Here is a 21,619-nt window from a genome sequence, read left to right as displayed (position 1 = left end):
CCTAGATGTTGGTAGCCCCGACTGCGTCCTGCGCTGGATGCGTGGGGGTTGTCTCAATGCCCTCCGCCGGCTGGAGACCGGCATTGGCTACGCGTTGTGAGACAACCATACGACCGGCAAGGCAAATTGGTCAACCGGTTGACGTGTTTCTTTTGACCGCGGGCATCGGGCCCTGAAATTGGTCAGCCGGTTGCTACCCTTTGAAGATGCCTGATAACTCCGCAGCCGCCGTGGCCAAGATCAGCGCCGCCCTTGGCCCCATGGAACAGGGGTCGGTGGTATCCGAGGTTGCGGAGCGCCTGCTGGCCTACTTCACCAGCGGAGACATAGCGCCCGGCACCAGGCTCCCTGCCGAACGGACGCTCGCTGCATCCCTCGGCGTGGGCCGGTCGGCCGTCCGGGAAGCCTTGGCGGCCCTGGAGATACTGGGCATCGTGATCGTTAGGCCGGGATCCGGAACGTACCTGCGGGACGGCATTTCGGAACTGTTGCCCCGCACCCTGAGCTGGGGCCTCATGCTGGGCGCCCCCCGCACCCGCGAGCTGGTGGAGCTCAGAAGTGGGCTCGAAGTACAGGCAGCGCAACTGGCCGCTGAACGCATCGATAATGCGGCGCTGGACCGCATGCGCGCCAACCTGCTCACCATGGAAGACAACCTCGAGGACCTGGCCGCGTTCGTCGAGGCGGACGCCGCGTTCCACCGGGAGATCGCCGTCAGTTCGGGCAACCAGGTGCTCCGCGAGCTGCTGCAAAGCATCCGCTCGCTGCTCCGCATCTGGGTGGACCGGGCGCTGACCGACGAAGGCCATGCGGCGGCGGCGCTGAAGGAACACCGCGAAATCTTCGCGGCCCTCGAAGCGCATGATCCCGCTGCCGTCACCGCGACCATGCGGTCACACATGCAGACTGCCACCCGGCGCCTGCTCGCGGGGTTCGACGCCGCCCAGTAGGGCGCGCGATGCTGCCCAACTGTGGGGGTGCGTTCCTAGGAATTCTCGAAGGCCGCGACGGGAGTCTGACTCCATGCTCAATGACCACGGAATCCGGGAAGCCCTGACCAAGCTTGAGAGCGAGCAGCGGGACGTCCTGGTGGCACTTCACTACTGCCGGCTCACGGTGGCCGAAGCGGCAGTGCAGCTGGGCATTCCCGCCGACTCGGTGAACCACCGGGCGCTTGCCGCGCTGCGGACCCTGCGCCGGCTCCTTGACCAACGCAGCGCCGCCCAGAGCCTTCCGTAGCGGAAGAGGCCTATGTTTCCGGTCCTTGACATGCCGTCCGGGCAGGCCTACAACGTGGCATAACAAGCAGCAGCAACAGCAATTCAAGCCTTCATCCCCGGAACAAAAATATCCACAGCAGGAGGTCCAGATGCCAGGTTTAATCCGCAAGAGTTTCGACTCCCCCGAGGAGACCCGGCCGTTTGAGGACGGCAAGGGTCAGCTCCAACTGGTCAACATGGAGGGCGGCGGCGTCGGCCGGGCCACGTTCGAGCCGGGATGGCGGTGGTCCGAGCACGTAAAACCGATCGCCAAGACGGACAGTTGCCAAGCGTCCCACATGGGGTACTTCATCTCCGGCCGGATGAAGGTCGTCATGGATGACGGCGAGGAGATGGAGTACGGGCCCGGCGATTTCGCCATCATGGCGCCCGGACATGATGCCTGGACCGTTGGCGATGAAGCCTGCGTGGTAATCGACTGGCAGGGGTTCTCGGACTACGCGAAGAGGTGAGCAGCACGCCGGTGCCGCGCCAACCCGCGTTTGGGTGAGGCGGCGCCGGGCGTGACATCATACGGAGCATGGCCCAGAAAATTGCGTTCCAGGGTGAGCCCGGCGCCAACTCAGATATAGCCTGCAAGCAGATGTACCCCGGCCTGGAGAGCGTTCCCTGCGCCAGCTTCGAGGATGCGTTCGAGCTGGTGTCCAGCGGCGAGGCGGATCTGGCCATGATCCCGATCGAGAACTCCATCGCTGGCCGGGTGGCCGACATCCATCTGTTGCTGCCGCACTCGGGCCTGCAGATCGTGGGAGAGTTCTTCCTGCCCATCCACTTCGATTTGCTCGGCATCCCGGGCAGCAGCATCGAGGGGGCCACCGAGGTCCACAGCCACATTCACGCCCTGGGCCAGTGCCGGAAGCTGATCCGCGAGGCCGGGCTCAAACCCGTGATCGCCGGTGACACCGCAGGGTCAGCCCGCGAGGTGCGCGAGTGGAACGATCCCACCAAGCTGTCCCTCGCGCCGCCGCTCGCTGCCGAGCTCTACGGCCTTGAGGTCCTGGCCTCGGCGGTCGAGGACGACCCCTCCAACACCACCCGCTTTGTGGTCCTGGCCCGGGAGACGGAACTGCCGGCCCGGGAAGCATTGCCCGGACCGGCAGTCACCAGCTTCGTGTTCCGTGTCCGGAACGTCCCCTCCGCGCTCTACAAGGCCTTGGGCGGCTTCGCCACGAACGGCGTGAACATGACCCGGCTTGAAAGCTACATGGTGGGCAACGAATTTGCCGCAACCATGTTCATGGCAGATGTCGAAGGCCACCCCGAGGACCTGCCGCTCAGCCTGGCTTTGGAGGAGCTGGGCTTCTTCACCACCGAGCTGTGGATCCTCGGGGTCTACCCGGCAGCTGAACACAGAACGCAGCGGGCGGCCAGCAACTAGCGCCGGGTTTTGGCCTGGGGAGTGTTCCGGTCCTGGAGGACCGCCCGGACCAGGAGCCCTGCCAGCAGGGCCCAGAACGCCGCTCCGATGCCCAGGAAACTCAGCCCTGAGGCGGCGACGAGGAAGGTCACCACGGCGCCGGTCCGCTCACCCGGTTCTGCCAGCGCCGAGGCGGCAGAACCGGCGAGTGTGCCCAGCAGGGCCAGTCCGGCGACGGCTTCCAGCACCCCCGGAGGAGCGGCAGCCACCAGGGCGGCGAGCCCCGCGGAGAAGGCTCCCAGGAGCAGGTAGGCCAGACCCGACACGAAACCTGCCACCCAGCGCCGGCCGCGGTCCGCGCCTGCTTCCTCCCCGGCGGCCAGCGCGGCGCTGAGCGCGGCAAGGTTGATGGCGTGGCCGCCGAACGGCGCGGCCAGCAGCGTGCCGGTACCGGTGACCAGCATGGAGGCCCGCCACGGAGCCTGGTAACCGAAGGACCCCAGCACTGCCACGCCCGGAACATTCTGGGACGCCATGGTGACGATGTACAGCGGCAGGGCGATGCCCGCCACCGCGCCCAGCGACCAGGATGGCGTGATCCACTCCATCGCCGGCAGCAGGCCTCCCGCCGGCAGCGTCTGGCCTTCGGCAACCAACTGGACCACTATGCCGATCAGCCCTACGGCCAGCGCGCCGGGAACCGACCAGCGCGGCGCGAACCGTGACAGCACCAGCCAGCAGAGCAGTACCGGAACCACCAACAGCGGAGCGCTCTGCAGGCCCTCCACCGGGGCAAGGCACAGCGGCAGGAGAACTCCAGCCAGCATGGCCTGTGCCAGGGATGTCGGAATGCTGCTGATGAGCCGCCCCAAAGGGCGGACGAGCCCGGTCACAGCGATCAGAAGACCGGTCACCAGGAAGGCGCCGACGGCGGCCGGCCACCCGCCGTCGGGAACTCCCGCGACGGCCAGCAGGGCGGCACCCGGCGTGGACCAGGCCAGGGTCACCGGAAGCCGGCTCCGCAAGGCGAGGAACATGACGCCCGCACCCACCGCCAGGCAGAGGGCCAGGAGGCCGCTCGACGCCTGCTGCGGGTTTGCCCCCACGGCACGGAGGCCGGAGAGGACCACGGCGAAGGTCGAGGTGAAGCCGACGAGCGCCGTCACTATGCCCGCCATGACCGGCCTTACCAGCCCCTCGGAAACCGGGGTAGCGGGGGCACGGGAGATTCGGGGCGATGACAGCGGCATGTGAGAGTACGTTACCGGAGACTGCCCGGCCAATACCTTGTCATCGTGTCCCCGGCGATGCAGACTTTGGTGCACCACCTGTCCTGACTGCCAGGCCGAAGGAGTCCGCCGTGAACCCGTTGCACGCGCTAGTTGATGCCATTGAACACTTCGACCGGCTGGACGGGATGGCCTCCGCCGTCTCCAAGGCCGTTGGAAAAGCCGTCCAACCGCGGCCGGTCCGCAACACCCTCAGCGGCACGCCGCTGGGCCATCCGCTGCATCCGGTACTGACTGACTTTCCTATCGGCGCCTGGAGCATGGCAACTGTCCTGGACACCTTGGGAGGGCCAGCCTCCGAACCGGCCGCCGACATCCTGGTCGCCGTGGGAATCGCAACGGCCGTTCCAACCGCAGCCGCCGGGCTCAACGACTGGTCAGACACGCAGGGAAAGTCACGGCGGGTGGGGCTGGTCCACGCGGTCGCCAACGGAACGGCGCTTTGCCTGTTCTCGTCTTCGGCCGTGGCCCGGGCCTCCGGCAGCCGGGCCCTCGGAAAGGCTCTTGGCCTGGCCGGCTTCGGTGTCCTGATGTTTGGCGGCTTCCTCGGCGGCCACCTCAGCTACGGCAACGCGGTCAACGTCAACAAGACGGCGGGCAGGACGGGCCCCCGGGAATGGACGCCCGTCATGGCAGAGTCCGAACTGGCGGACGGGGAGCACCGGAGGGCCGAAGCGGGAAGCGTCTCGGTCCTGCTGTACCGCTCCGGGTCCCGGGTCCTGGCTCTGGACAGCGTCTGCAGTCACATGGGAGGTCCGCTCGAGGAGGGAACGATCGCCGACGGCTGCGTCACCTGCCCCTGGCACGGCAGCACTTTCCGGCTCGAGGACGGGCACATAGTCCGGGGGCCGGCAACCACGCCCCAGCCGAGCTATGAAGCCAGGGTGAACGACGGTCAGATTGAGGTCCGCCGGCGCGGTTAGGGCGCCGATATAGGCGCCGCCCTGGTGTATGCAGTTTCCCTCTAGCTTCCGCATCCGGCTGCTGATAGATTGCACACCTCAGACCGGCAGGACTCCTGGGGAGGGCACCGTGGGAATAACGGATCCGGACGCCATGCAGATGGCCTGGGCGGCGCGCTTCAACGCCAGGGACGTCGACGGAATGCTGGAAATGTTCGAGCCGGATGCAGTCTTTGTCCCCCAGCCGGGCATGCCCACCACGGGCGAAGACAGCGTCAACGCCATGATGGGATTCCTCCAGGTAGGGCTGCCTATCAGTCTGACCCCGCGCCATGTCTACGTCATCGGTGACCTTGCCCTGGCAATCGCCGACTGGGCCATCAAAGGCACAGCGGCCGACGGCAGCGAGGTCGATCTCCACGGCACCACGGCCGACGTCCTGCGCCGAGGAAACGAGGGCTGGAAGATCGTTCTCGACAACCCGTTCGGCACTGCCTGAATCGCAGCCCGGGTCAAGGCCGGGATCCGGCCTGCAATCCGGCCGAACCGGATCTGCAAAAAGATTTTTGCGGCGGCCTGTCGATTTCCGCAGCGCCCGTTCGACGGAACAGTAGACGGACGCACACGGCGTCCACGTCAAGGCAAGGAGAGAACCATGAAGTACATGTTCATCATGCGCGCCACGGACGAAGCCATCGAAGAGTCGAAGCAGGTTCCGTTCGAGGAGATCCTCAACCAGATGGGCGCCTACAACGAACAACTCATCAAGGCCGGAGTCATGCTCGCCGGCGAGGGCCTGACCGATCTGTCCGAGGGTTCTGCCTTCGTGGTCGATTTCGCCGAGGAACCGCCCGTGGTGACGGACGGCCCCTACGGCGAAACGCATGAGCTGTTCAACGGCTTTTGGATTGTCCAGGTGGCCTCCAAGGAAGAGGCGAAGGAGTGGGCCAGCCGCTGCCCGCTTGGCCCCGGATCGAAGCTTGAGGTACGCCGGATAGCTGAAGCGGACGATTTCGCCGACTTCGCGGACAACGAGTACATCAAGAAGGAAGCGGTGTGGCGCCAGGAGCTGAACCAGCCCTGAGCCGGCGCGGACAACGGACGGAGCCTGGAGAACGCCCAACAGGAACGGAGCGTGCGTGAGCGAAGAGCCGGTGAGCGACGAGGCACAAGCCGCGGTACGGCGCCGGATTGATGCCCTGTGGCGCATCGAAGGCGCGCACATCGTCGCGGCACTCGCCCGTGCCACCCGGGACATAGGTTTCGCCGAGGACCTGGCCCAGGAAGCCCTGGCTGAGGCCCTGGCCCAATGGCCGGCAGCCGGGACACCTGACAACCCTGCCGCCTGGCTCACCGCCGTCGCCAAACGCAAAGCCATCGACGCCTGGCGCCGCTCCGAGCGGCTCGAGGAGCGGTACCGGGCCATCGCCCGGGACTTGGAAGACGACGACGGCGTGGCGTGGGTTCCGCTGGAGGACGACATGCTCAGGCTCGTGTTCACCGCGTGCCACCCGGTCCTCGCCCGGGAAGCCCAGATGGCCCTGACGCTGCGGGTGGTGGGCGGCCTTACCACCGAGGAAATTGCGCGGCTGTTCCTGGTTCCCGTCGCCACCGTCCAGCAGCGCATCGTGCGGGCCAAGAAAACGCTCGCGGCGGCCCGGGTGCCGTTCGAGGTTCCCGAGCCCAACGAGTGGCCCGTCCGGCTGGGAGCGGTCCTCGGCGTCGTCTATCTGATGTTCACGGAAGGGTACGCCGCCACCACGGGAGATGCGTGGATCAGGCCCGACCTGGCCCGTGAGGCCCTGCGGATCGGGCGCATCCTGGCCGGGCTGGTCCCCCGCGAACCGGAGGCCCACGGGCTGGTGTCCCTGATGGAGTTTCAGGCGTCCCGCTTTCCCGCCCGCACCACCCCCGACGGGTCTCCGGTCCTGCTGGCTGACCAGGACCGGACCCGCTGGGACTGGGCGCAGATCGGCCGGGGCCGTGCCGCCCTGCACCGCTGCGACGCGCTGGGTAGAGGCCGCGGCAACTACGCGCTGCAGGCCGCGATTGCCGAATGCCATTCGACGGCGCCCAGCATTGAAAACACCGACTGGCAGCGCATCGTGCTGCTCTATGAGGCGCTGGGCAGGATCGCGCCCAGCCCCGTCGTGGAACTGAACAGGGCCGTGGCGGTATCCATGGCAACCGGGCCGGCGGCCGCGCTGGTCATCGTGGATGGCCTCGCCTCCGGAGGCGCCCTCCGCGGAACGCACCTGCTGCCCAGCGTCCGCGGGGAACTGCTGGCGCGGCTTGGGCGAACCGAGGAGGCCCGCTCCGAATTCACGGCAGCGGCCGGGCTGGCGAGGAATCAGCGCACGCGGGCTCTCCTCGAGGAAAGGGCCGCCGCCATATGACCGCCCCGGCACCTGCCCGGCTCAACCGCTGAACGAGATGTCCTTGGTCTCTGCCACCGCGGCCGTCCGGCCGGGCCCTTCGTGGTATCTCCAGTAGAGGTTCGTGTGCGCGATGACCTGGTCCGGCGGTGGCGCGCCCCACTCGGTCTGGTCCTCCGTTGTGTGCGCATCGCTGACGAGAGTGACGTCGTAGCCCCGGACGAAGGCCCCGTGGATCGTGGACCGAATGCATTCATCCGTCTGCGCCCCGGTCACCACCAAGTGCCCGACGCCCGCATCGGACAGCACCTGCTCCAGATCGGTGTCGTCGAAGGCGTCGCTGAACGACTTGTGCACCACCGGTTCCTGTTCGCGGCGTCCCAGTTCGGGCACGTACTCCCAGGCCTCGCTCCCCTGCTCCAGCCGGTCGTCGGAATGCTGGACCCAGATGACCGGAACCCCGGCTTCGCGGGCCCTGTCCCCCAGCGCGGCGATGTTGGACACCACCGCGTCCCGCTGGTGGGCTTCGGCCACGACTCCCTTCTGCATATCAAGCACCATCAAGGCGGTGTTGGGCCGGTCCGGCAGCGTGGTCATGTGGATGTTCCCTCGCCCAGGTGTCAGGTCTGCTCTTCGTCGCCTTCATCCTCCAGCAGTCCGCGCTGGGCGGCATCGGCTGCCTCTGACGCTTCCGGCGGCAGTGGGTCAGTGGCCGGCGGTACATCGCTGGGCGCATAGTCTGTTAGACCTGCGGCGACTCGCTCCTGCTCCGCGGCCCTCTCGAACGCGTCGTCGTCAATGTCTTCCGGCATCTTCCCGTGGCCCGTGCGGGTGGGAGTGGGCAGCGCATCCTCTTGGGGAATAATGACATCGTCGATGCCGGGTGCCTGCTCTTCGTCTGGAGTGGACATTCAGGGCTCCTTTTGTTCGCTGGTGCGTCCCAGCCTAGAGGCCGTGGACAGCCTTGTGAACACCCCCGAAGATCCGGTCAGCCGTTGCAGGAGGAGCGGCCGGGACGGAAGAATGGCCCTATCCGCTTCCCCGCAGATGGGACCAAAAAGCATGACCCGCATCCTGCTCATCGGCCCGCCCGGCTCCGGCAAGGGCACCCAGGCGCACCGGCTCAGCGGTCAGCTGCACATCCCGGAGATCTCCACCGGGGACATGTTCCGCAGCCATCTCTCCGAGGGGTCGCCCCTGGGCCGGGAAATCAAGGAATTCCTCGACGCCGGCAACCTCGTCCCGGACAATCTCACCACCGCCATGCTGCGGGACCGGCTGCAGGAACGGGACGCGAGGAACGGCTTCCTCCTGGACGGCTACCCCCGCACCGTGAGCCAGATGGACGACCTCGACGGCATCCTGGACGCCACCGGGACCAGGCTCGATGCCGTGGTGGAAATTACCGCTGACGACGACGAGATCGTCCGGCGGCTGCTGCTCCGCTCCGAGGCCGAGGGGCGGAGCGATGACACCGAAGACGTCATCCGCCACCGGCTGGAGCTGTACCGGCAGGAAACGGAACCCGTCATTGCCCGCTATGGCCGGCGCAGTCTGCTGGTGAGCGTCGACGGCACGGCGGACATTGACGCGGTCACCGTGAGCGCATTGCAGGGCATTGAAACCGTCAGGGCGCAGCCCTGAACAGCCACGGCCCTCCTGAACTCCGCGCCGTTCACCCCGCCTTCCACACATACCTCCGCTCGGGGCGTCCGACGCCGTACTTGAGGGTCACGTCCACCAGCCCCTCGTCGTTGAGGTACTCCAGATAGCGCCGCGCGCTGACGCGCGACGTCCCCACCTGGACAGCCAGTTCGGCGGCCGACACGTCGCCGCCACCGGCGCGCAGCGCCTTCTCCACCACCTGGAGGGTCTCGGCGCTGCAGCCTTTCGGCAGCGGCCGGTCCGCGCGTTCCAGCCCAAACACGCGGTTGACGTCCGACTGCTCCGCCACGTCCTTGGACGAATCGAGGCTCTGGTACGTAGTGCGGTAGTGCTGCAGCCGCTCCTGCAGGTCGGTCTGGGAAAACGGCTTGATCAGGTAGTGCACGATCCCGCCGCGGAGCGCCTTCCGCACCGTCTCCACCTCGCGCGCGGCACTGATCACCAGCACGTCCAGCTCGGGCGCCACTTCACGCAGCTGGTGCATCAGGTCCAGGCCGTTGACGTCGGGCAGGTGAATGTCCAGCAGCACCAGGTCCGGCTGCAGCCGTTCGGTCTCCAGCACCGCCTGCGCTCCCGTATGCGCCACCCCGACGACGGCAAACCCCTGCGTGCGCTGGATAAAGCCCGCGTGGACTTTGGCCACCATGAAGTCGTCGTCGACGATAAGTACCTTGATCAAGGCCGCTCCTCCCTAAGCATCGGCAGTTCTGCGCATCAGCAGCGCAGTAAACACCGCACCGTGGTCGTTCCGCACCGCGAGCCGGCCGCCGCGCCGCTGGCAGACCACCCTGGCGAGCGCCAGGCCGTAGCCCCGGCCGCCGTCGGGTGAATTTTTGGTACTGAACCCCTGCCGGAAAATGTCATCCATGACCTCCACCGGGACCCCCGGCCCCGAGTCCCGCACGTCAACCCGCACGCCGCCGTCGTTCTCCCCGATATGTACCTCGACCTTGGCTTCGGAGGTGTTGGTGACGGCGTCGAGCGCGTTGTCCACCAGGTTGCCCACCACCGTGGTCAGGTCACGGGACAATTCCTCATCCACTTTGCCCAGCCGGGATTCCGCAGCTAGCTGCAGGGAAACCCCGCGTTCCGTGGCGAGGCTCGATTTTGCAATCAGCAGAGCGGCGAGGGCGGGGTCCTCGATCCTGCTGGTCACGTCGTCGTTCAGGCGGGTCCGGTTGGACGTCGTGCCGTTGACGAATTGGACGACGGCGTCATACTCGCCGATCTGGATCAGGCCCGAGATCGTGTGCAACTGGTTGGCGAACTCGTGCGCCTGGGCCCGGAGGGTGTCGGTGGCCGTCCGCGTCGTGCCCAGCTCGCGTTCCAGCGAAGCCAGCTCCGTCCGGTCGCGGAGGGTGGTGACGGAGCCGATCACACGCCCGTGCGAGCGCATCGGCATCCGGTTCAACACCACCAGCTTCTCCCCCACGAGGACCAGCCGGTCCGGGCCGGGCTGGTCCCGGGTGAGGACCTCACGCAGCGCAGGCGGGACCTCGAGAGCGGCCAGATTCTTCCCGACGCAGTCGTGCGGCAGACCCAGCAGGCTCCGCGCGCTGTCATTGACCACTGTGATCCGCTGCTGGGGGTCCAGCGCCACCACGCCTTCCTTGAGCCCGTGCAGCATCGCCTCCCGGTTCTCCACGAGGCCGGTGATCTCGTCCGGCTCCATGCCCAGCGTCTGGCGTTTGACGCGGCGCGCCAGCAAGAGCGAGCCGGCCACGCCCAGGACACTCGCCACACCCAGGTAGGTCAGCAAGTTCGGGACAGCGTCGCCCAGCCGCTCGAGCACCGAGGGATAGCTCCTGCCGACGACGGCGATCCCCACCATCTTGCCGGCGTCGTCCAGCACCGGCACATGGGCCACTACGGCCTCCTCTGCCCCGGTTCCGACCACCCCGGTCCACGCCCGTCCGGACATCACCGCACTGTCGCCGAGTTCCAGCTGGTGCCCCACCTGAGACGGATCCGACGACGTCACCATCGTCCGGTCGGACCGGGCCAGCGCAACCTGGGAGGACCCGGAAATCGTCCGCACCGCCTCGGACACTGAGGGAAGCACCGATCCGCTTTGCGGCTGGGCATCCGGCAGGAGGCTTCGCACTGCGGGGGTAGCTGCCAGCGTCTCCGCAGCAGAGAGCGCACGCCGGCCCTCGACCCGTTCAAAAGCTGCCGCCGACTGGGCCAGCGAAATCGCCACCACGGCCACCAGCACGGCCAGCACAATCAGGAGCTGCAGCCGAAGATATTGCCCCGCAAGGGACATTCCTCGCCGTCGAGTCATGTGCTGCTGTTCTTCCTGTGGGTCCGCGGGTGGGGGTGACTATACGGGACACGCTACCGGACTTTGGGCGCTGTGTTCCGCGGAGCCTGCAGCGCCTGAATCTGTACGGGACGCCTCGGTAGGCAACGTGGTTGGGAGCCGGAAACGTGAACGAAATGAACTTAACTTTCTCTGCTTACACAAGCGTGAGCCCCGTCACGTTCGGCCTTAGCATCGGAAGCACCCGATCAATACGGATCAAAACGAGAAGAGGAACAACATGCGCGGAATGAGCGCACTGCGCGTGGCCGCAGTAGCCGCAGGCATCGCCCTGATGGCGTCCGGCTGCGGAGCTACCGGCAAGACTGCCGCCGGCCCCTCCACGAGCGGAGCAAGCACCGCACCCCTTGCCGGGCTTCGCATCATGGTGCCGAACACGCCCGGCGGCGGCTACGACACCACGGCGCGCGCCGCGGCGAAGGTTCTCGAGGACGAGAAGCTTGCCACCAACCCCGAGGTCTTCAACCTGGCCGGCGCCGGCGGCACCGTTGGACTGGCCCGCATCGTCAATGAAAAGGGCAACGGCGACCTCGCCATGCTCATGGGCCTTGGCGTCGTCGGCGCCAGCTACACCAACAAGTCCGAGTCGAAGCTGACCGACACCACCCCGCTGGCCCGGCTCATCGAAGAGCCCGGCGCCATCATGGTGTCCAAGGACTCGCCGTACAAGACCATCGACGATCTGGTGACGGCGTGGAAGAAGGACCCGTCCAAGGTCAGCGTCGGCGGCGGTTCCTCAGCCGGCGGCCCGGACCACCTCCTGCCGATGCAGCTCGCCGGTGCCGTCGGCATCGACGCCAAGAAGGTCAACTTCGTTTCCTACGACGGCGGTGGCGACCTGCTTCCGGCCATCATCGGCAACAAGTTGGGCTTCGCGGCTTCCGGCGCCGGTGAATACATCCAGCAGATCAAGTCCGGGGACATTCGCGTGCTGGCAACCAGCGGCGAGAACCGGCTTGAGGGAGTGGACGCCCCCACGCTCAAGGAATCCAAGATCGACCTGGTCTTCAGCAACTGGCGCGGCATCGTGGCCCCTCCCGGCATCAGTGACGCCGATCGCGACGCCCTGATCGCCACGCTGGAGAAGATGCATGAGTCGGCATCCTGGAAGGAAACGCTGAAGACGCGCGGCTGGACTGACGCCTTCGTCACCGGTGACGAATTCAAGTCCTTCCTCACCGACCAGGACAAGCGCGTTGCCGACGTCCTGACGAAGCTCGGCCTGGCGTGACCTCCTTGGCCTCCCGCCTCAAAGGCCGCTCCGAGCTGGGCGTCGCAGCCCTGCTCGGGGCGGTCGGCGCCCTGGTCCTCATTGACGCAGCGCGCCTGGTTGTGCCGTACTCCCAGTCGGATCCGGTGGGCCCCAAGACCCTGCCGATCATCGTGGGAGGACTCCTGCTCGTCTGCGCCGTGCTGCTGGCAGTGAACGTTCTCCGGGGCGGACGCGGTGAGGCCGAGGCCGGCGAGGACGTCGACCTGACCCACCCGAGCGACTGGAAGACCGTCCTGCCTCTGGCCGGTGCCTTCATCGCCAACATCCTGCTGATCGACTGGGCCGGCTGGGTCATCTCCGGAACGGTGCTCTTCTGGGGCAGCGTTTGGGCGCTCGGAAGCCGCCACTATGTCCGCGACGGACTGATCTCCCTGGCTCTGGCGCTCCTGACCTTCTACGGCTTCTACCTCGGCCTGGGCATTGCCCTTCCCGCCGGGCTCCTTGAAGGGATTCTCTAGATGGACGTCCTGTCCTCACTCATGGACGGGTTCGCGACAGCGCTGACCCCCATGAACCTGCTGTACGCCCTGATCGGCGTCATCCTGGGCACCGCCGTCGGCGTCCTGCCCGGCATCGGCCCGGCCATGACAGTGGCACTGCTGCTCCCGGTGGCCACCGTCCTCGAACCGACCAGCGCTTTCATTATGTTTGCCGGCATCTACTACGGCGGCATGTTCGGCGGTTCCACCACCTCGATCCTGCTTAACACCCCCGGCGAATCGTCTTCGGTGATCACCGCCATCGAGGGCAACCTGATGGCAAAGGCCGGCAAGGCGGCCCAGGCATTGGCGACGGCGGCCATCGGCTCGTTCGTCGCCGGCGCCATCGGCACCTCGCTCCTTGTGGTCTTTGCGCCGATCGTCGTGCAGTTCGCCGTGAGCCTGGGCGCCCCGAGCTACTTCGCCATCATGGTCCTGGCCCTGCTTGCCGTCACCGCCGTCCTGGGCTCGTCCAAGCTGCGCGGCTTCGCGTCCCTGGGACTCGGTCTGGCGATCGGCCTCGTCGGCCTCGACTTCGTCTCCGGCCAGGCCCGCCTCACCTTCGGCCTGCCGCTGCTCTCCGACGGCCTTGACGTCGTCGTGATCGCCGTGGCGATCTTCGCCGTCGGTGAAGCCCTGTGGGTGGCGGCGCACCTGCGCCGCACCCCGCTGCAGATCATCCCGGTCGGCAGGCCGTGGATGGGCAAGGAGGACTGGAAGCGGTCCTGGAAGCCGTGGCTGCGCGGCACTGCCTTCGGTTTCCCCTTCGGTGCGCTGCCCGCCGGCGGCGCCGAGATCCCCACCTTCCTGTCCTACGTGACCGAAAAGCGGCTCTCCAAGCACCCCGAGGAGTTCGGCAAGGGCGCCATCGAAGGCGTCGCCGGGCCCGAGGCCGCCAACAACGCGGCCGCGGCCGGCACACTGACCCCGATGCTGGCCCTTGGCCTGCCGACCAACGCCACCGCCGCCGTCATGCTGGCCGCGTTCACCCAGTTCGGCATCCAGCCGGGGCCGCTGCTGTTCCAAAACGAGGGTCCGCTGGTGTGGGCGCTGATCGCCAGCCTGTTCATCGGCAACTTCCTGCTGCTGCTGGTCAACCTCCCCCTGGCCCCGGTCTGGGCGAAGCTGCTCCAGCTGCCGCGCCCCTACTTGTACGCCGGCATCCTCTTCTTCGCCACGCTGGGCGCCTACTCGGTGAACCTGCAGGCCTTCGACCTGATGCTTCTGCTGGTTCTGGGCGCCCTCGGATTCATGATGCGCCGCTACGGGCTGCCTGTCCTGCCGCTCATCCTCGGCGTGATCCTGGGACCTCGCCTCGAAAAGCAGCTCCGCCAGGCGCTGCAGCTGAGCGCCGGCGACGTGTCCGGCCTCTGGAGCGAGCCGATCGCCGTCGTGGTCTACGTCATCGTGGCACTGGTACTCCTCTGGCCGCTGGCGGCACGGCTCTGGCGCGCCCGGCGTCCCCGGACGGGCGGGCTCGTCGTGGCCGACGGACCAGCTGTTGACGGACCCGCTGGACCCGCTGCCGCACCCTCAGTCGAGGCGCCTGCTGTTGAAGGACGCCCTGTGGACGGATCCGCTGCTGAGGCACCCGCTGATCGGGGCCCTGATGCAGGCCGCCACCGCGCGGACGCCCATGCCAACCACGGACAGGAGAAATCGTGAGCATCATTGTCGGCTATATCCCCACAGCCGAGGGCACCGCAGCCTTGGACCGGGCCATCACCGAGGCGCAGAAGAGCCAGAGCCGGCTGGTCATCATCAACTCCTCCCGGGGAGACGCCATCGTTGACAAGCGCTACGCCCAGGCTGAGGACATCTCCTCATTGACGGAGCGGCTGGACCGGGAAGGGATTGAGCATCTGGTCCTGCAGCCGGTGCGCGGCAACGATGCGGCCAACGAGGTGCTGGAGGCGGCGGAAAAGTACCGGGCTGAACTTATTGTGATCGGCCTCCGGCGCCGCACTCCCGTCGGCAAGCTGATCATGGGCAGTGCTGCGCAGCAGATCCTGCTGGAGGCATCCTGCCCGGTGCTGGCCGTCAAGGCCAGCGCCTGAGCCTGCGCCACTAAGCGGCTCTCGCCACTAACAACGCCACGGGCCGGTGTCCGGATCCATCGGGATCCGGACACCGGCCCGTGGCATATTGAAAGGACCACCCATGACCGTTTACGCCCCCAATATCCAGGCCCGTCCACCGTGGCCCGCCCGCGAACCGGTGGTCAACTGGGCAACGCTGTCCCCCGCTGACGAGGTAGAGATCCGCCGCAATGGGCGCACGGTCGCCGCTGGCTGCGTCGACATGCGGGCCCCGGACGGCAGCGTCATCTGGCTCATCCAGGACGGCGGTCGCGGGCGTGCGCTGTTTCTGCAAGGCGACGGCATAACGGTCTTCCGGCGCACCCGGAGGCACATCGCCGGCATGGGCCGCACCCGGATTCACGGCTGGGCCGGCCAGGCCCGCCGGCCCTGACCTCCGCAACCGTCAGATACCGTAAAGCCATGAACCAGTACCGGCTAGCCATTCTGGACGACTATCAAGGAGTCGCGGAGGACTTCGCACCATGGAGCTCCCTGGCGCAGCGGGGCGTCGCCGTCACGGCGTTCGGCGCGCATTTTGGCTCGGAGGCCGAAACTGCGGCGGCCCTCGCGGACTTTGACATCGTCATCGCCATGCGGGAGCGGACGCCGTTTCCCCGCAGCGTCATCGGGCAGCTGCCGCGGCTAAAACTGCTCGTGACCACCGGCGCCGCCAATGCGGCCATCGATCTGCAGGCGGCAGCCGACCACGGCGTAGTGGTGTGCGGGACAGGCGGGTCACCCACAGCCGCTCCGGAACTGACGTGGGCACTTCTGCTGGCTTTCGCCCGGAACCTGACTGCGGAAGGGGCCTCCTTGCGCTCCGGCCACTGGCAGACAGGCCTCGGGTTCGAGCTGTCCGGGAAAACCCTGGGAATCGTAGGGCTGGGAAAGATCGGGAAGCGCATCGCCGCCTACGGCCGCGCCTTCGGGATGGACGTGCTGGCTTGGAGCCAGAACCTAACGGATGAAACCGCCGCAGCGGCCGGCGCCCGCCGAGTCAGCAAGGAAGAACTCTTCACAGAGTCCGACGTCGTGTCCCTGCACCTGCGCCTATCGCCGCGTTCGGAGGGGACAGTAGGAGAACGGGAGCTGCAGCTCCTCGGCCCCGACGGCGTCCTGGTGAACACCGCCCGCGGCCCGCTGGTGGACCAGCAGGCTCTGGTTACTGCCCTCCAAGAGGGCTGGATCCGTGGCGCCGCGATCGACGTGTTCGACCAGGAACCCCTTCCGGCAGGGCATCAGCTGCTGGCCGCGCCCCGGACACTCCTGACGCCCCATCTGGGCTACGTCACACAGGAAAGCTACCGGGCCTTCTTCGGCGGCGCGTTCGAGGACGTCACTGCGTGGCTGGACGGCTCCTCAATCCGGGTGCTGACGCCGTAGGAGGAAGCTGACCCGGAGACAACGAGAAGTGGGTAGCAGCTCAGGGCGTTCCCAGCCCTGAGAACGCCCTGATGTGCTACCTGGATGAGCATTTAGTTGTCGAGCGTGACGGTGCCGGCGTCGCCGTCGACCGTCACCTGCCGTCCGCTGGACACGCGCTGGGTGGCCACGCCCGTTCCCAGGACGGCGGGGATGCCGTACTCCCGGGCGACGATCGAGCTGTGGCTCAGCGGGCCACCAACGTCCGTGACGACGCCGGCCGCCATCGCAAACAGCGGTGTCCAGGCGGGGGTGGTCATACGGGCGACCAGTACCTCGCCCGGTTGCATGCTGGCGAAATCGTCGGGGCCGTGCAGCAGCCGGGCCGGTGCGCTGACGTGTCCGGAGCTGGCGCCGACACCGGTGATGACGTCGCCCGCCTGTTGCTGGGTTCGTGCGGGCATCATGCTGCCAAACGCACGCTCCATCCAACGGCTCTCAGGCAGCAGCTGCGGGGCAGCCGCTTTCCGCTGGCCCCGCCACAGCATCTTGCGCTGTTCAACGGCCTCCGCCCGCACCGGCAGGTCGGTGCCGGTGATGGCCGCGCCGGGCGTAGCCAGCCCAAAGTCGATCGCGTTGCGGAGTTCGTCGAGACGGAGCCAGAAGATGTCCGGCGGTGCGGCGATGACGCCCGAGGCCGTGAGCCGCTTTCCCAGTTCCAGCAGCATGCGTCTCATCAGCGGCCAGGCCAGTCCGACGTCGGCCAGCGCGTCCTCACGGACGGGCGCCGCTTTCTGCGCCCAGCGCAGCAACCTGCGGAAGACTGCACGCCGGCGCGGCCCCAGCCTGGCGCTGATCAGCCGGCCCTGCTCCTCCCGCCGGTCGGCAGACCGCTGCTGGCGCTCGTGCGGATCCTTCCCCTGCCCCCGCACGAAGTACCTCAGGGTCTCGAGCAGGGCAGAGGGGTCATCGGCCGGCACAGGGTTGACGAAGTCCAGGTTGTAGACGGCATGCCCGTACCGGGCCAGGTGCTGCTGGAGGCGGGAACGCCACTCGTCCCACTGGTCCTGATCCACGCCCGCAGTCCCGTCCCCGCCCGCGTCCACACCCGCCGGAGGCGTGCCGCTGCGGAGAGCTTCGGCAATGCCGGCCGCTGATCCCTCCGTGATGGCCGAGGCAAACTGCGGCCTTTCGCGGGTCCACACCGCCAGGTCATACAGGGATTTCTCCGCGCGGATGGGTTCGCTGTCGTAACCGAGCAGGAAGACCTCCGCGGACGGGTCGCCGGGCCGCCGGACGAGCTTGTCGTAGTAGCCCCGGAACATGATTTCGCTGGTTGCGGCGATGGGGATGATGGACTGCACAGCGGTGTAATACGCCGCGCCCGCGTCCAGCAGCGCGGAAATGCCCTCCAGCAGTTCGGGAGCAGGACGGTCCGACGGCGGTTTGGCGCCCAATACTTCACGAGCCCGCGGTACTTCGGGTGCGAGTGGTCGCGCCATCCCTTGATGCCCATGTGCGCCTTGCCTTGGGCCAGCGCGCGCATCGCCGTCAGCGACTTGCCCATGACCCGACGCATCCCGGCGTTGCTGTAGTAGTAGTAGGCATAGCCGTTGACCGTGGGCAGCGAGACGTCCCCGGGCCGCACTACATTGCTGTTTCCCACCGCCTCGGCCAGCAGGGCGTTCAGCGACCGGGTTACCGAACCGTCGATGAGGTCGGCGAACAGGGGCGACAACGGGTCCGGCAACTGCTCGACGATGCTGGCCCGGAAGTACATCCCGTTCGGATAGGGGAGCGGCCACTCCGTCGGGGCGTCGGCCGAGGGCTCGGGCAGGGCGGTGATGGGACGGGCCTGCAGGATGAAGAAGTCCCCTGCCGCCTGTGCCCACTCAATGTCCTGGGGCTCCCCGAAGTGCTGCGCAATGGCCGTTCCCTGCCGGGCCAGCGCGGCCGCCGCATCGTCGTCGAGCACGGGCGCCCGGCGTTTATCTTCGGGCACCGGCTGCTCCCTGGTGCCTGTTCCGTCGTAGACCGTCATGACGTCTTTGTCCGCCGTCCGGCGCTGCCCTACCCGGCCCGTCGCGGCATCCACAATGACGTCGTCCGTGGTGACGGCCCCGCTGACCACGGACTCACCCAGGCCCCAGGCGGCGCTGATCACCACCTGATCGCGGCGGCCGGTAGCTGGGTTGGCGGTGAACAGCACGCCGGCGGCCCCGGCGTCGACCATTTCCTGGATCACCACGGCGAGGCTCAAGGTGGCGGAGTCGAAGCCTTTCCCTGAGCGGTACGCCATGGCACGGGCGTTCCACAGCGACGCCCAACAGTCGATGACGGCCGCGGCGACGGCTTCGGGTCCGGAGACGTTCAGGTAGGTGTCCTGCTGGCCGGCGAAACTGGCCGAGGCGAGGTCCTCCGCGGTGGCCGAGGAGCGCACCGCCACCCGCGCGGCGTAGTCGCCGCTGGACTCTGCACCGTCCTCCTCGCCCAGGGCTGCGGTCTGGTGACTCAGCCGCCCGTACGCAGCGCTGATTTCGACGCCAATCTCATCGGGCATCGTGCTTTCGGTGAACAGGGAGCGGATCTGCCGCGCGGCGGCCTCGTAGTCGTCGTTCGAAGCGGCGGCGGGAAGGGCGGCGAGCTCGAGAATGCGGCCGGCGATCCCGGTGGCGTTGACGAAGTCCTGGTAGGCCGGCGTGGTGAGTACGAAACCCTGCGGCACCGGGAAACCCGCCCGGGCCAGCTCGCCGAGGTTGGCGCCCTTGCCGCCTGCCTCGTCCACATCGCTGCGTCCCAGCTGGTCAAAGTCCTTGATGTAGGTCATGACCCTGCGTCCCTTCTGCCCGGGAGCCGGGACCGCGGCATTGCGGCTGGTGACCCGTTCCGTCGCTGCACCCTATTTTGGCACCGCACGTGATTCTGGCAATGGGGAAGGCCAGCGGGAATGGCTACCGAGGCAGCCGGCTAGACGTCGCCGCGCGGGCGCCACACCACCACGGCCTGCGAACGGGGCCGGGGGCGCTGGCCGCGCGCCAGGCTCACCACGTCGCCGGCGGTGCCGGCAGCGAAGATTCGGGATTCCAGCGGCTCACGGCGGCGGGCCAGTTCCTCGGTCAGTTCGATCACACGGTGCTGCAGGGCAGTAACCTGGTTTTCGAGCTCCAGGATGCGTTTGATCCCCTCGAGCGAGACGCCCTCTTGGGATAGCCGCTGCACCTCACGGAGCCGGTTCACGTCCCGCTGGGAGTAGCGGCGGGACTTGCCCGGCGCCCGGCTGGGCGAGACGATGCCCAGCCGGTCGTACTGGCGCAGTGTCTGCGGGTGCATGTCGGCGAGCTCGGCGGCCACCGAGATGACGAAGATCGGCTGATCGAAGTTGATTTCCACGGCCGGCACCCGTCGCTAAAGCCGGGCCTTGGCTGCCAGGCCCTGGCGGACGTCCGCACCGGTGGTGGCGGCCGCAAATGCTTTCACGGCCTCCTCGGCTTCCTTGCTCAGGTTTTGCGGTACGGCGACGTCGATGGTCACCAGCAGGTCACCGGTAGCCTTTGACGTCTTTACGCCGCGGCCCTTCACCCGGAGCGTGCGCCCCGACGGAGTACCGGCGGGAACGCGGACCCGGACGTGTTCGCCGTCGATCGTGGGAACCTCGATGTCGGCACCCAAAGCAGCTTCGGGGAAGCTGACGGGCACGTGGATCCGAAGGTTGTCGCCGTCGCGGGTGTAAAAGTCGTGGGCCTTGACGTTGACCGTGACCAGCAGATCGCCGTTGCCCGCAGGGCCGTACTGGCCCTTGCCGCGGACGCGCACCTTCTGGCCGTCCTTGATGCCCGCAGGCACCCGGACGTCGATGACCTCACCGTCCGGTTCACGCAGCCCGATGGTGGTGCCGCGGATGGACCCGGCGAAGGAGATGCTGGTGCTGGCCGTCCGGTCGGCGCCCTTCTGCGGGGCGCGTTGGTAGCCAGCCGGGCCGCCCCCGAAGCCGCCGCCAAACAGGTCAGCGAACTCGGGCGGGACGCCGCCAGCGGTGCTGAACCCGCCGGGCTGCCGGCCGCCGCCGGTGAACAGGCCGCCGAAGAGGTCCTCGAAGCCGCCGTTCGCTGTGCTGCCCGCGCCGTGCGGGGCAAAGCGCGCGCCGCCGCCCATTGCCCGGATGGCGTCATACTGCTGCCGCTCATCAGGATCCGACAGCACGGAGTACGCTTCGGAAATGTCCTTAAACTTCTTCTCCGCAGTAGCATCCCCGGAGTTCGTATCGGGGTGGTACTGCCGCGCGAGCTTCCGGTAAGCCTTCTTGATGTCAGCGTCGGAAGCGTCCTTGGCAATACCAAGGATCTTATAGAAGTCCTTGTCCACCCAGTCCTGGCTAGCCAATGGCGTTTCCTTTCAAAAGTGCAAAACGATAAGGCGAGACTACCGCTGAACGCCGCAGCGGATGAGGGGGCCCGGGAGTGGCATCGGGCCTGCCGGAGCGTGGCGGCTTCGGTCCGTAGGACCAAAGCCGCCACGCGCAGGGGCGGGGCCCCCTCATCCGCGAAGGCGTGGAGGTGAGACCTACGCCGGGACCGCGACGATCACCTGTGCTGCGCGGAGGACCCGCTCGCCTGACTTGTAGCCGGAGCGGAGCACCTGGCTGACGGTGTCCACTTCGATGTCATCGCCCGGCTGCTGGATGAGGGCCTCGTGGATGGTCGGATCGAACTCCACGCCGGTCTCATCGATGCGGGTCAGGCCGTACGTCTTCAGCGCATTCTCCAGCTTGGTGGCGATCGCGGCGAACGGGCCGTCCGCGAGGTCACCGTGCTGGCGGGCGGCGTCGACGTCGTCCAGCACCGGGAGCAGGGAGTTCAGGACGCCGATGACGGCCATTTCCCCTGCCACGGCGCGGTCACGTTCAACGCGCTTGCGGTAGTTGACGTACTCCGCCTGCAGGCGGAGCAGGTCGTTCTTCAGCTCCGCCGCCGCGGCGGCCTCAGTGCCCTGAGCCACGGACTCGTCGGCGGGCACCTCAACCTGGTTGAGGATTTCCTCAGCCTGGGCGAGGGCGTCACCGTCGGAATCCGCCGAAGCGCCGGCTTCCGGAGCGGAGGACTGTGCGCCCTCCGGATGCCGGGCCTCACCGGTCACCGGGTCCACCTTGCGGTGGTCCCGGATGACGGGCTCGTCGCGGTTGCTGCCCTGGTCTCGGGAAGAGTTGTGCTCTTCTTCGTTACCGTGATGCGGCATG

At 67.5% G+C, this 21,619-nt stretch carries 25 protein-coding genes; 15 read left to right on the top strand and 10 right to left on the bottom strand.

Features of this window, described 5'->3' with window-relative positions:
- The first annotated feature begins 206 nt into the window (after positions 1 to 206).
- From CXZ05_RS15745 to CXZ05_RS15730, 4 genes are all read left to right on the top strand, one after another.
- Positions 207 to 950: a FadR/GntR family transcriptional regulator gene (locus tag CXZ05_RS15745; protein WP_102973480.1), complete on the top strand. Its 744-nt coding sequence runs from the start codon at positions 207 to 209 to the stop codon at positions 948 to 950.
- Positions 951 to 1,023: 73 nt separating this feature from the next.
- Complete coding sequence (locus CXZ05_RS23130; RefSeq protein ID WP_180987416.1) at positions 1,024 to 1,239, top strand: sigma factor-like helix-turn-helix DNA-binding protein; 216 nt, start codon at positions 1,024 to 1,026, stop codon at positions 1,237 to 1,239.
- Positions 1,240 to 1,369: 130 nt separating this feature from the next.
- The gene (locus CXZ05_RS15735) at positions 1,370 to 1,732 is read left to right on the top strand and encodes a cupin domain-containing protein (protein WP_102973478.1); all 363 of its coding nucleotides are present in this window, start codon (positions 1,370 to 1,372) and stop codon (positions 1,730 to 1,732) included.
- Positions 1,733 to 1,800: 68 nt separating this feature from the next.
- Positions 1,801 to 2,658, top strand: coding sequence for a prephenate dehydratase (locus CXZ05_RS15730; RefSeq protein WP_102973477.1), 858 nt, complete (start codon positions 1,801 to 1,803; stop codon positions 2,656 to 2,658).
- Here the strand turns inward: CXZ05_RS15730 and CXZ05_RS15725 are convergent.
- A complete protein-coding gene (locus CXZ05_RS15725) occupies positions 2,655 to 3,887 on the bottom strand; it encodes a benzoate/H(+) symporter BenE family transporter (protein ID WP_102973476.1) in 1,233 nt (410 codons plus the stop codon). The genes CXZ05_RS15730 and CXZ05_RS15725 overlap by 4 nt on opposite strands.
- A gap of 110 nt (positions 3,888 to 3,997) precedes the next feature.
- Here CXZ05_RS15725 and CXZ05_RS15720 point away from each other — a divergent pair, with 110 nt between their 5' ends.
- The 4 genes from CXZ05_RS15720 (at position 3,998) to CXZ05_RS15705 (ending at position 7,224) form a co-directional block, all read left to right on the top strand.
- Positions 3,998 to 4,849, top strand: a complete 852-nt coding sequence (locus CXZ05_RS15720; RefSeq protein WP_102973475.1) for a Rieske 2Fe-2S domain-containing protein — start codon at positions 3,998 to 4,000, stop codon at positions 4,847 to 4,849.
- 109 nt (positions 4,850 to 4,958) lie between these two features.
- Complete coding sequence (locus CXZ05_RS15715) at positions 4,959 to 5,327, top strand: DUF4440 domain-containing protein (RefSeq protein WP_258006609.1); 369 nt, start codon at positions 4,959 to 4,961, stop codon at positions 5,325 to 5,327.
- 156 nt (positions 5,328 to 5,483) lie between these two features.
- The gene (locus tag CXZ05_RS15710) at positions 5,484 to 5,912 is read left to right on the top strand and encodes a YciI family protein (RefSeq protein WP_102973473.1); all 429 of its coding nucleotides are present in this window, start codon (positions 5,484 to 5,486) and stop codon (positions 5,910 to 5,912) included.
- 55 nt (positions 5,913 to 5,967) lie between these two features.
- Positions 5,968 to 7,224 (top strand): RNA polymerase sigma factor, encoded by a 1,257-nt coding sequence (locus CXZ05_RS15705; RefSeq protein ID WP_258006608.1) that lies wholly within the window; start codon positions 5,968 to 5,970, stop codon positions 7,222 to 7,224.
- Between the two features lie 21 nt (positions 7,225 to 7,245).
- On the opposite strand, the gene CXZ05_RS15700 is transcribed toward CXZ05_RS15705, so the two are convergent.
- The gene (locus CXZ05_RS15700) at positions 7,246 to 7,800 is read right to left on the bottom strand and encodes a cysteine hydrolase family protein (protein ID WP_102973472.1); all 555 of its coding nucleotides are present in this window, start codon (positions 7,798 to 7,800) and stop codon (positions 7,246 to 7,248) included.
- Between the two features lie 23 nt (positions 7,801 to 7,823).
- Positions 7,824 to 8,114 carry a hypothetical protein gene (locus tag CXZ05_RS15695; protein WP_102973471.1) on the bottom strand — a complete coding sequence of 97 codons (291 nt, stop codon included), beginning with the start codon at positions 8,112 to 8,114 and terminating at the stop codon, positions 7,824 to 7,826.
- A gap of 151 nt (positions 8,115 to 8,265) precedes the next feature.
- Here CXZ05_RS15695 and CXZ05_RS15690 point away from each other — a divergent pair, with 151 nt between their 5' ends.
- Complete coding sequence (locus tag CXZ05_RS15690; protein ID WP_102973531.1) at positions 8,266 to 8,847, top strand: adenylate kinase; 582 nt, start codon at positions 8,266 to 8,268, stop codon at positions 8,845 to 8,847.
- 31 nt (positions 8,848 to 8,878) lie between these two features.
- Here the strand turns inward: CXZ05_RS15690 and CXZ05_RS15685 are convergent, their stop codons facing one another.
- Positions 8,879 to 9,547, bottom strand: a complete 669-nt coding sequence (locus tag CXZ05_RS15685) for a response regulator (RefSeq protein WP_102973470.1) — start codon at positions 9,545 to 9,547, stop codon at positions 8,879 to 8,881.
- A 12-nt stretch (positions 9,548 to 9,559) separates the two neighbouring features.
- Positions 9,560 to 11,134, bottom strand: coding sequence for a sensor histidine kinase (locus tag CXZ05_RS15680; protein ID WP_102973469.1), 1,575 nt, complete (start codon positions 11,132 to 11,134; stop codon positions 9,560 to 9,562).
- A gap of 277 nt (positions 11,135 to 11,411) precedes the next feature.
- On the opposite strand from CXZ05_RS15680, the gene CXZ05_RS15675 reads away from it, so the two are divergent.
- The 6 genes from CXZ05_RS15675 (at position 11,412) to CXZ05_RS15650 (ending at position 16,407) form a co-directional block, all read left to right on the top strand.
- Positions 11,412 to 12,422 carry a tripartite tricarboxylate transporter substrate binding protein gene (locus CXZ05_RS15675; RefSeq protein WP_102973468.1) on the top strand — a complete coding sequence of 337 codons (1,011 nt, stop codon included), beginning with the start codon at positions 11,412 to 11,414 and terminating at the stop codon, positions 12,420 to 12,422.
- Positions 12,419 to 12,922, top strand: a complete 504-nt coding sequence (locus CXZ05_RS15670) for a tripartite tricarboxylate transporter TctB family protein (protein WP_102973467.1) — start codon at positions 12,419 to 12,421, stop codon at positions 12,920 to 12,922. Before CXZ05_RS15675 ends, CXZ05_RS15670 begins: the two co-directional genes overlap by 4 nt.
- Positions 12,923 to 14,608: a tripartite tricarboxylate transporter permease gene (locus tag CXZ05_RS15665; RefSeq protein ID WP_102973466.1), complete on the top strand. Its 1,686-nt coding sequence runs from the start codon at positions 12,923 to 12,925 to the stop codon at positions 14,606 to 14,608.
- Positions 14,605 to 15,000, top strand: coding sequence for a universal stress protein (locus CXZ05_RS15660; RefSeq protein WP_102973465.1), 396 nt, complete (start codon positions 14,605 to 14,607; stop codon positions 14,998 to 15,000). The genes CXZ05_RS15665 and CXZ05_RS15660 overlap by 4 nt, the downstream gene beginning before the upstream one ends.
- A 103-nt stretch (positions 15,001 to 15,103) precedes the next feature.
- Complete coding sequence (locus CXZ05_RS15655; protein WP_102973464.1) at positions 15,104 to 15,415, top strand: hypothetical protein; 312 nt, start codon at positions 15,104 to 15,106, stop codon at positions 15,413 to 15,415.
- 29 nt (positions 15,416 to 15,444) lie between these two features.
- Complete coding sequence (locus CXZ05_RS15650) at positions 15,445 to 16,407, top strand: D-2-hydroxyacid dehydrogenase family protein (RefSeq protein ID WP_102973463.1); 963 nt, start codon at positions 15,445 to 15,447, stop codon at positions 16,405 to 16,407.
- A 92-nt stretch (positions 16,408 to 16,499) separates the two neighbouring features.
- On the opposite strand, the gene CXZ05_RS23470 is transcribed toward CXZ05_RS15650, so the two are convergent.
- The 5 genes from CXZ05_RS23470 to CXZ05_RS15630 all read right to left on the bottom strand — a co-directional run bounded on the left by CXZ05_RS23470 (position 16,500) and on the right by CXZ05_RS15630 (position 21,618).
- Positions 16,500 to 16,673 carry a PEP-utilizing enzyme gene (locus tag CXZ05_RS23470; RefSeq protein ID WP_374754664.1) on the bottom strand — a complete coding sequence of 58 codons (174 nt, stop codon included), beginning with the start codon at positions 16,671 to 16,673 and terminating at the stop codon, positions 16,500 to 16,502.
- A 653-nt stretch (positions 16,674 to 17,326) separates the two neighbouring features.
- The gene (locus CXZ05_RS15645) at positions 17,327 to 19,213 is read right to left on the bottom strand and encodes a PEP/pyruvate-binding domain-containing protein (protein ID WP_258006607.1); all 1,887 of its coding nucleotides are present in this window, start codon (positions 19,211 to 19,213) and stop codon (positions 17,327 to 17,329) included.
- A gap of 140 nt (positions 19,214 to 19,353) precedes the next feature.
- A complete protein-coding gene (locus CXZ05_RS15640) occupies positions 19,354 to 19,776 on the bottom strand; it encodes a heat shock protein transcriptional repressor HspR (RefSeq protein ID WP_102973530.1) in 423 nt (140 codons plus the stop codon).
- A 15-nt stretch (positions 19,777 to 19,791) separates the two neighbouring features.
- Entirely contained in the window at positions 19,792 to 20,766 is a 975-nt protein-coding gene (locus CXZ05_RS15635; RefSeq protein ID WP_180987415.1) for a DnaJ C-terminal domain-containing protein, read from the bottom strand.
- Between the two features lie 180 nt (positions 20,767 to 20,946).
- Positions 20,947 to 21,618 (bottom strand): nucleotide exchange factor GrpE, encoded by a 672-nt coding sequence (locus CXZ05_RS15630; protein WP_102973462.1) that lies wholly within the window; start codon positions 21,616 to 21,618, stop codon positions 20,947 to 20,949.
- Between the last annotated feature and the right edge of the window lies 1 nt (position 21,619).

The sequence above is a fragment of the Arthrobacter sp. AFG20 genome, assembly GCF_002892795.1.
Lineage (GTDB): Bacteria > Actinomycetota > Actinomycetes > Actinomycetales > Micrococcaceae > Arthrobacter.
Note: the sequence above shows the minus strand (reverse complement) of the source record. Positions and strands in the feature narration are given on the sequence as shown.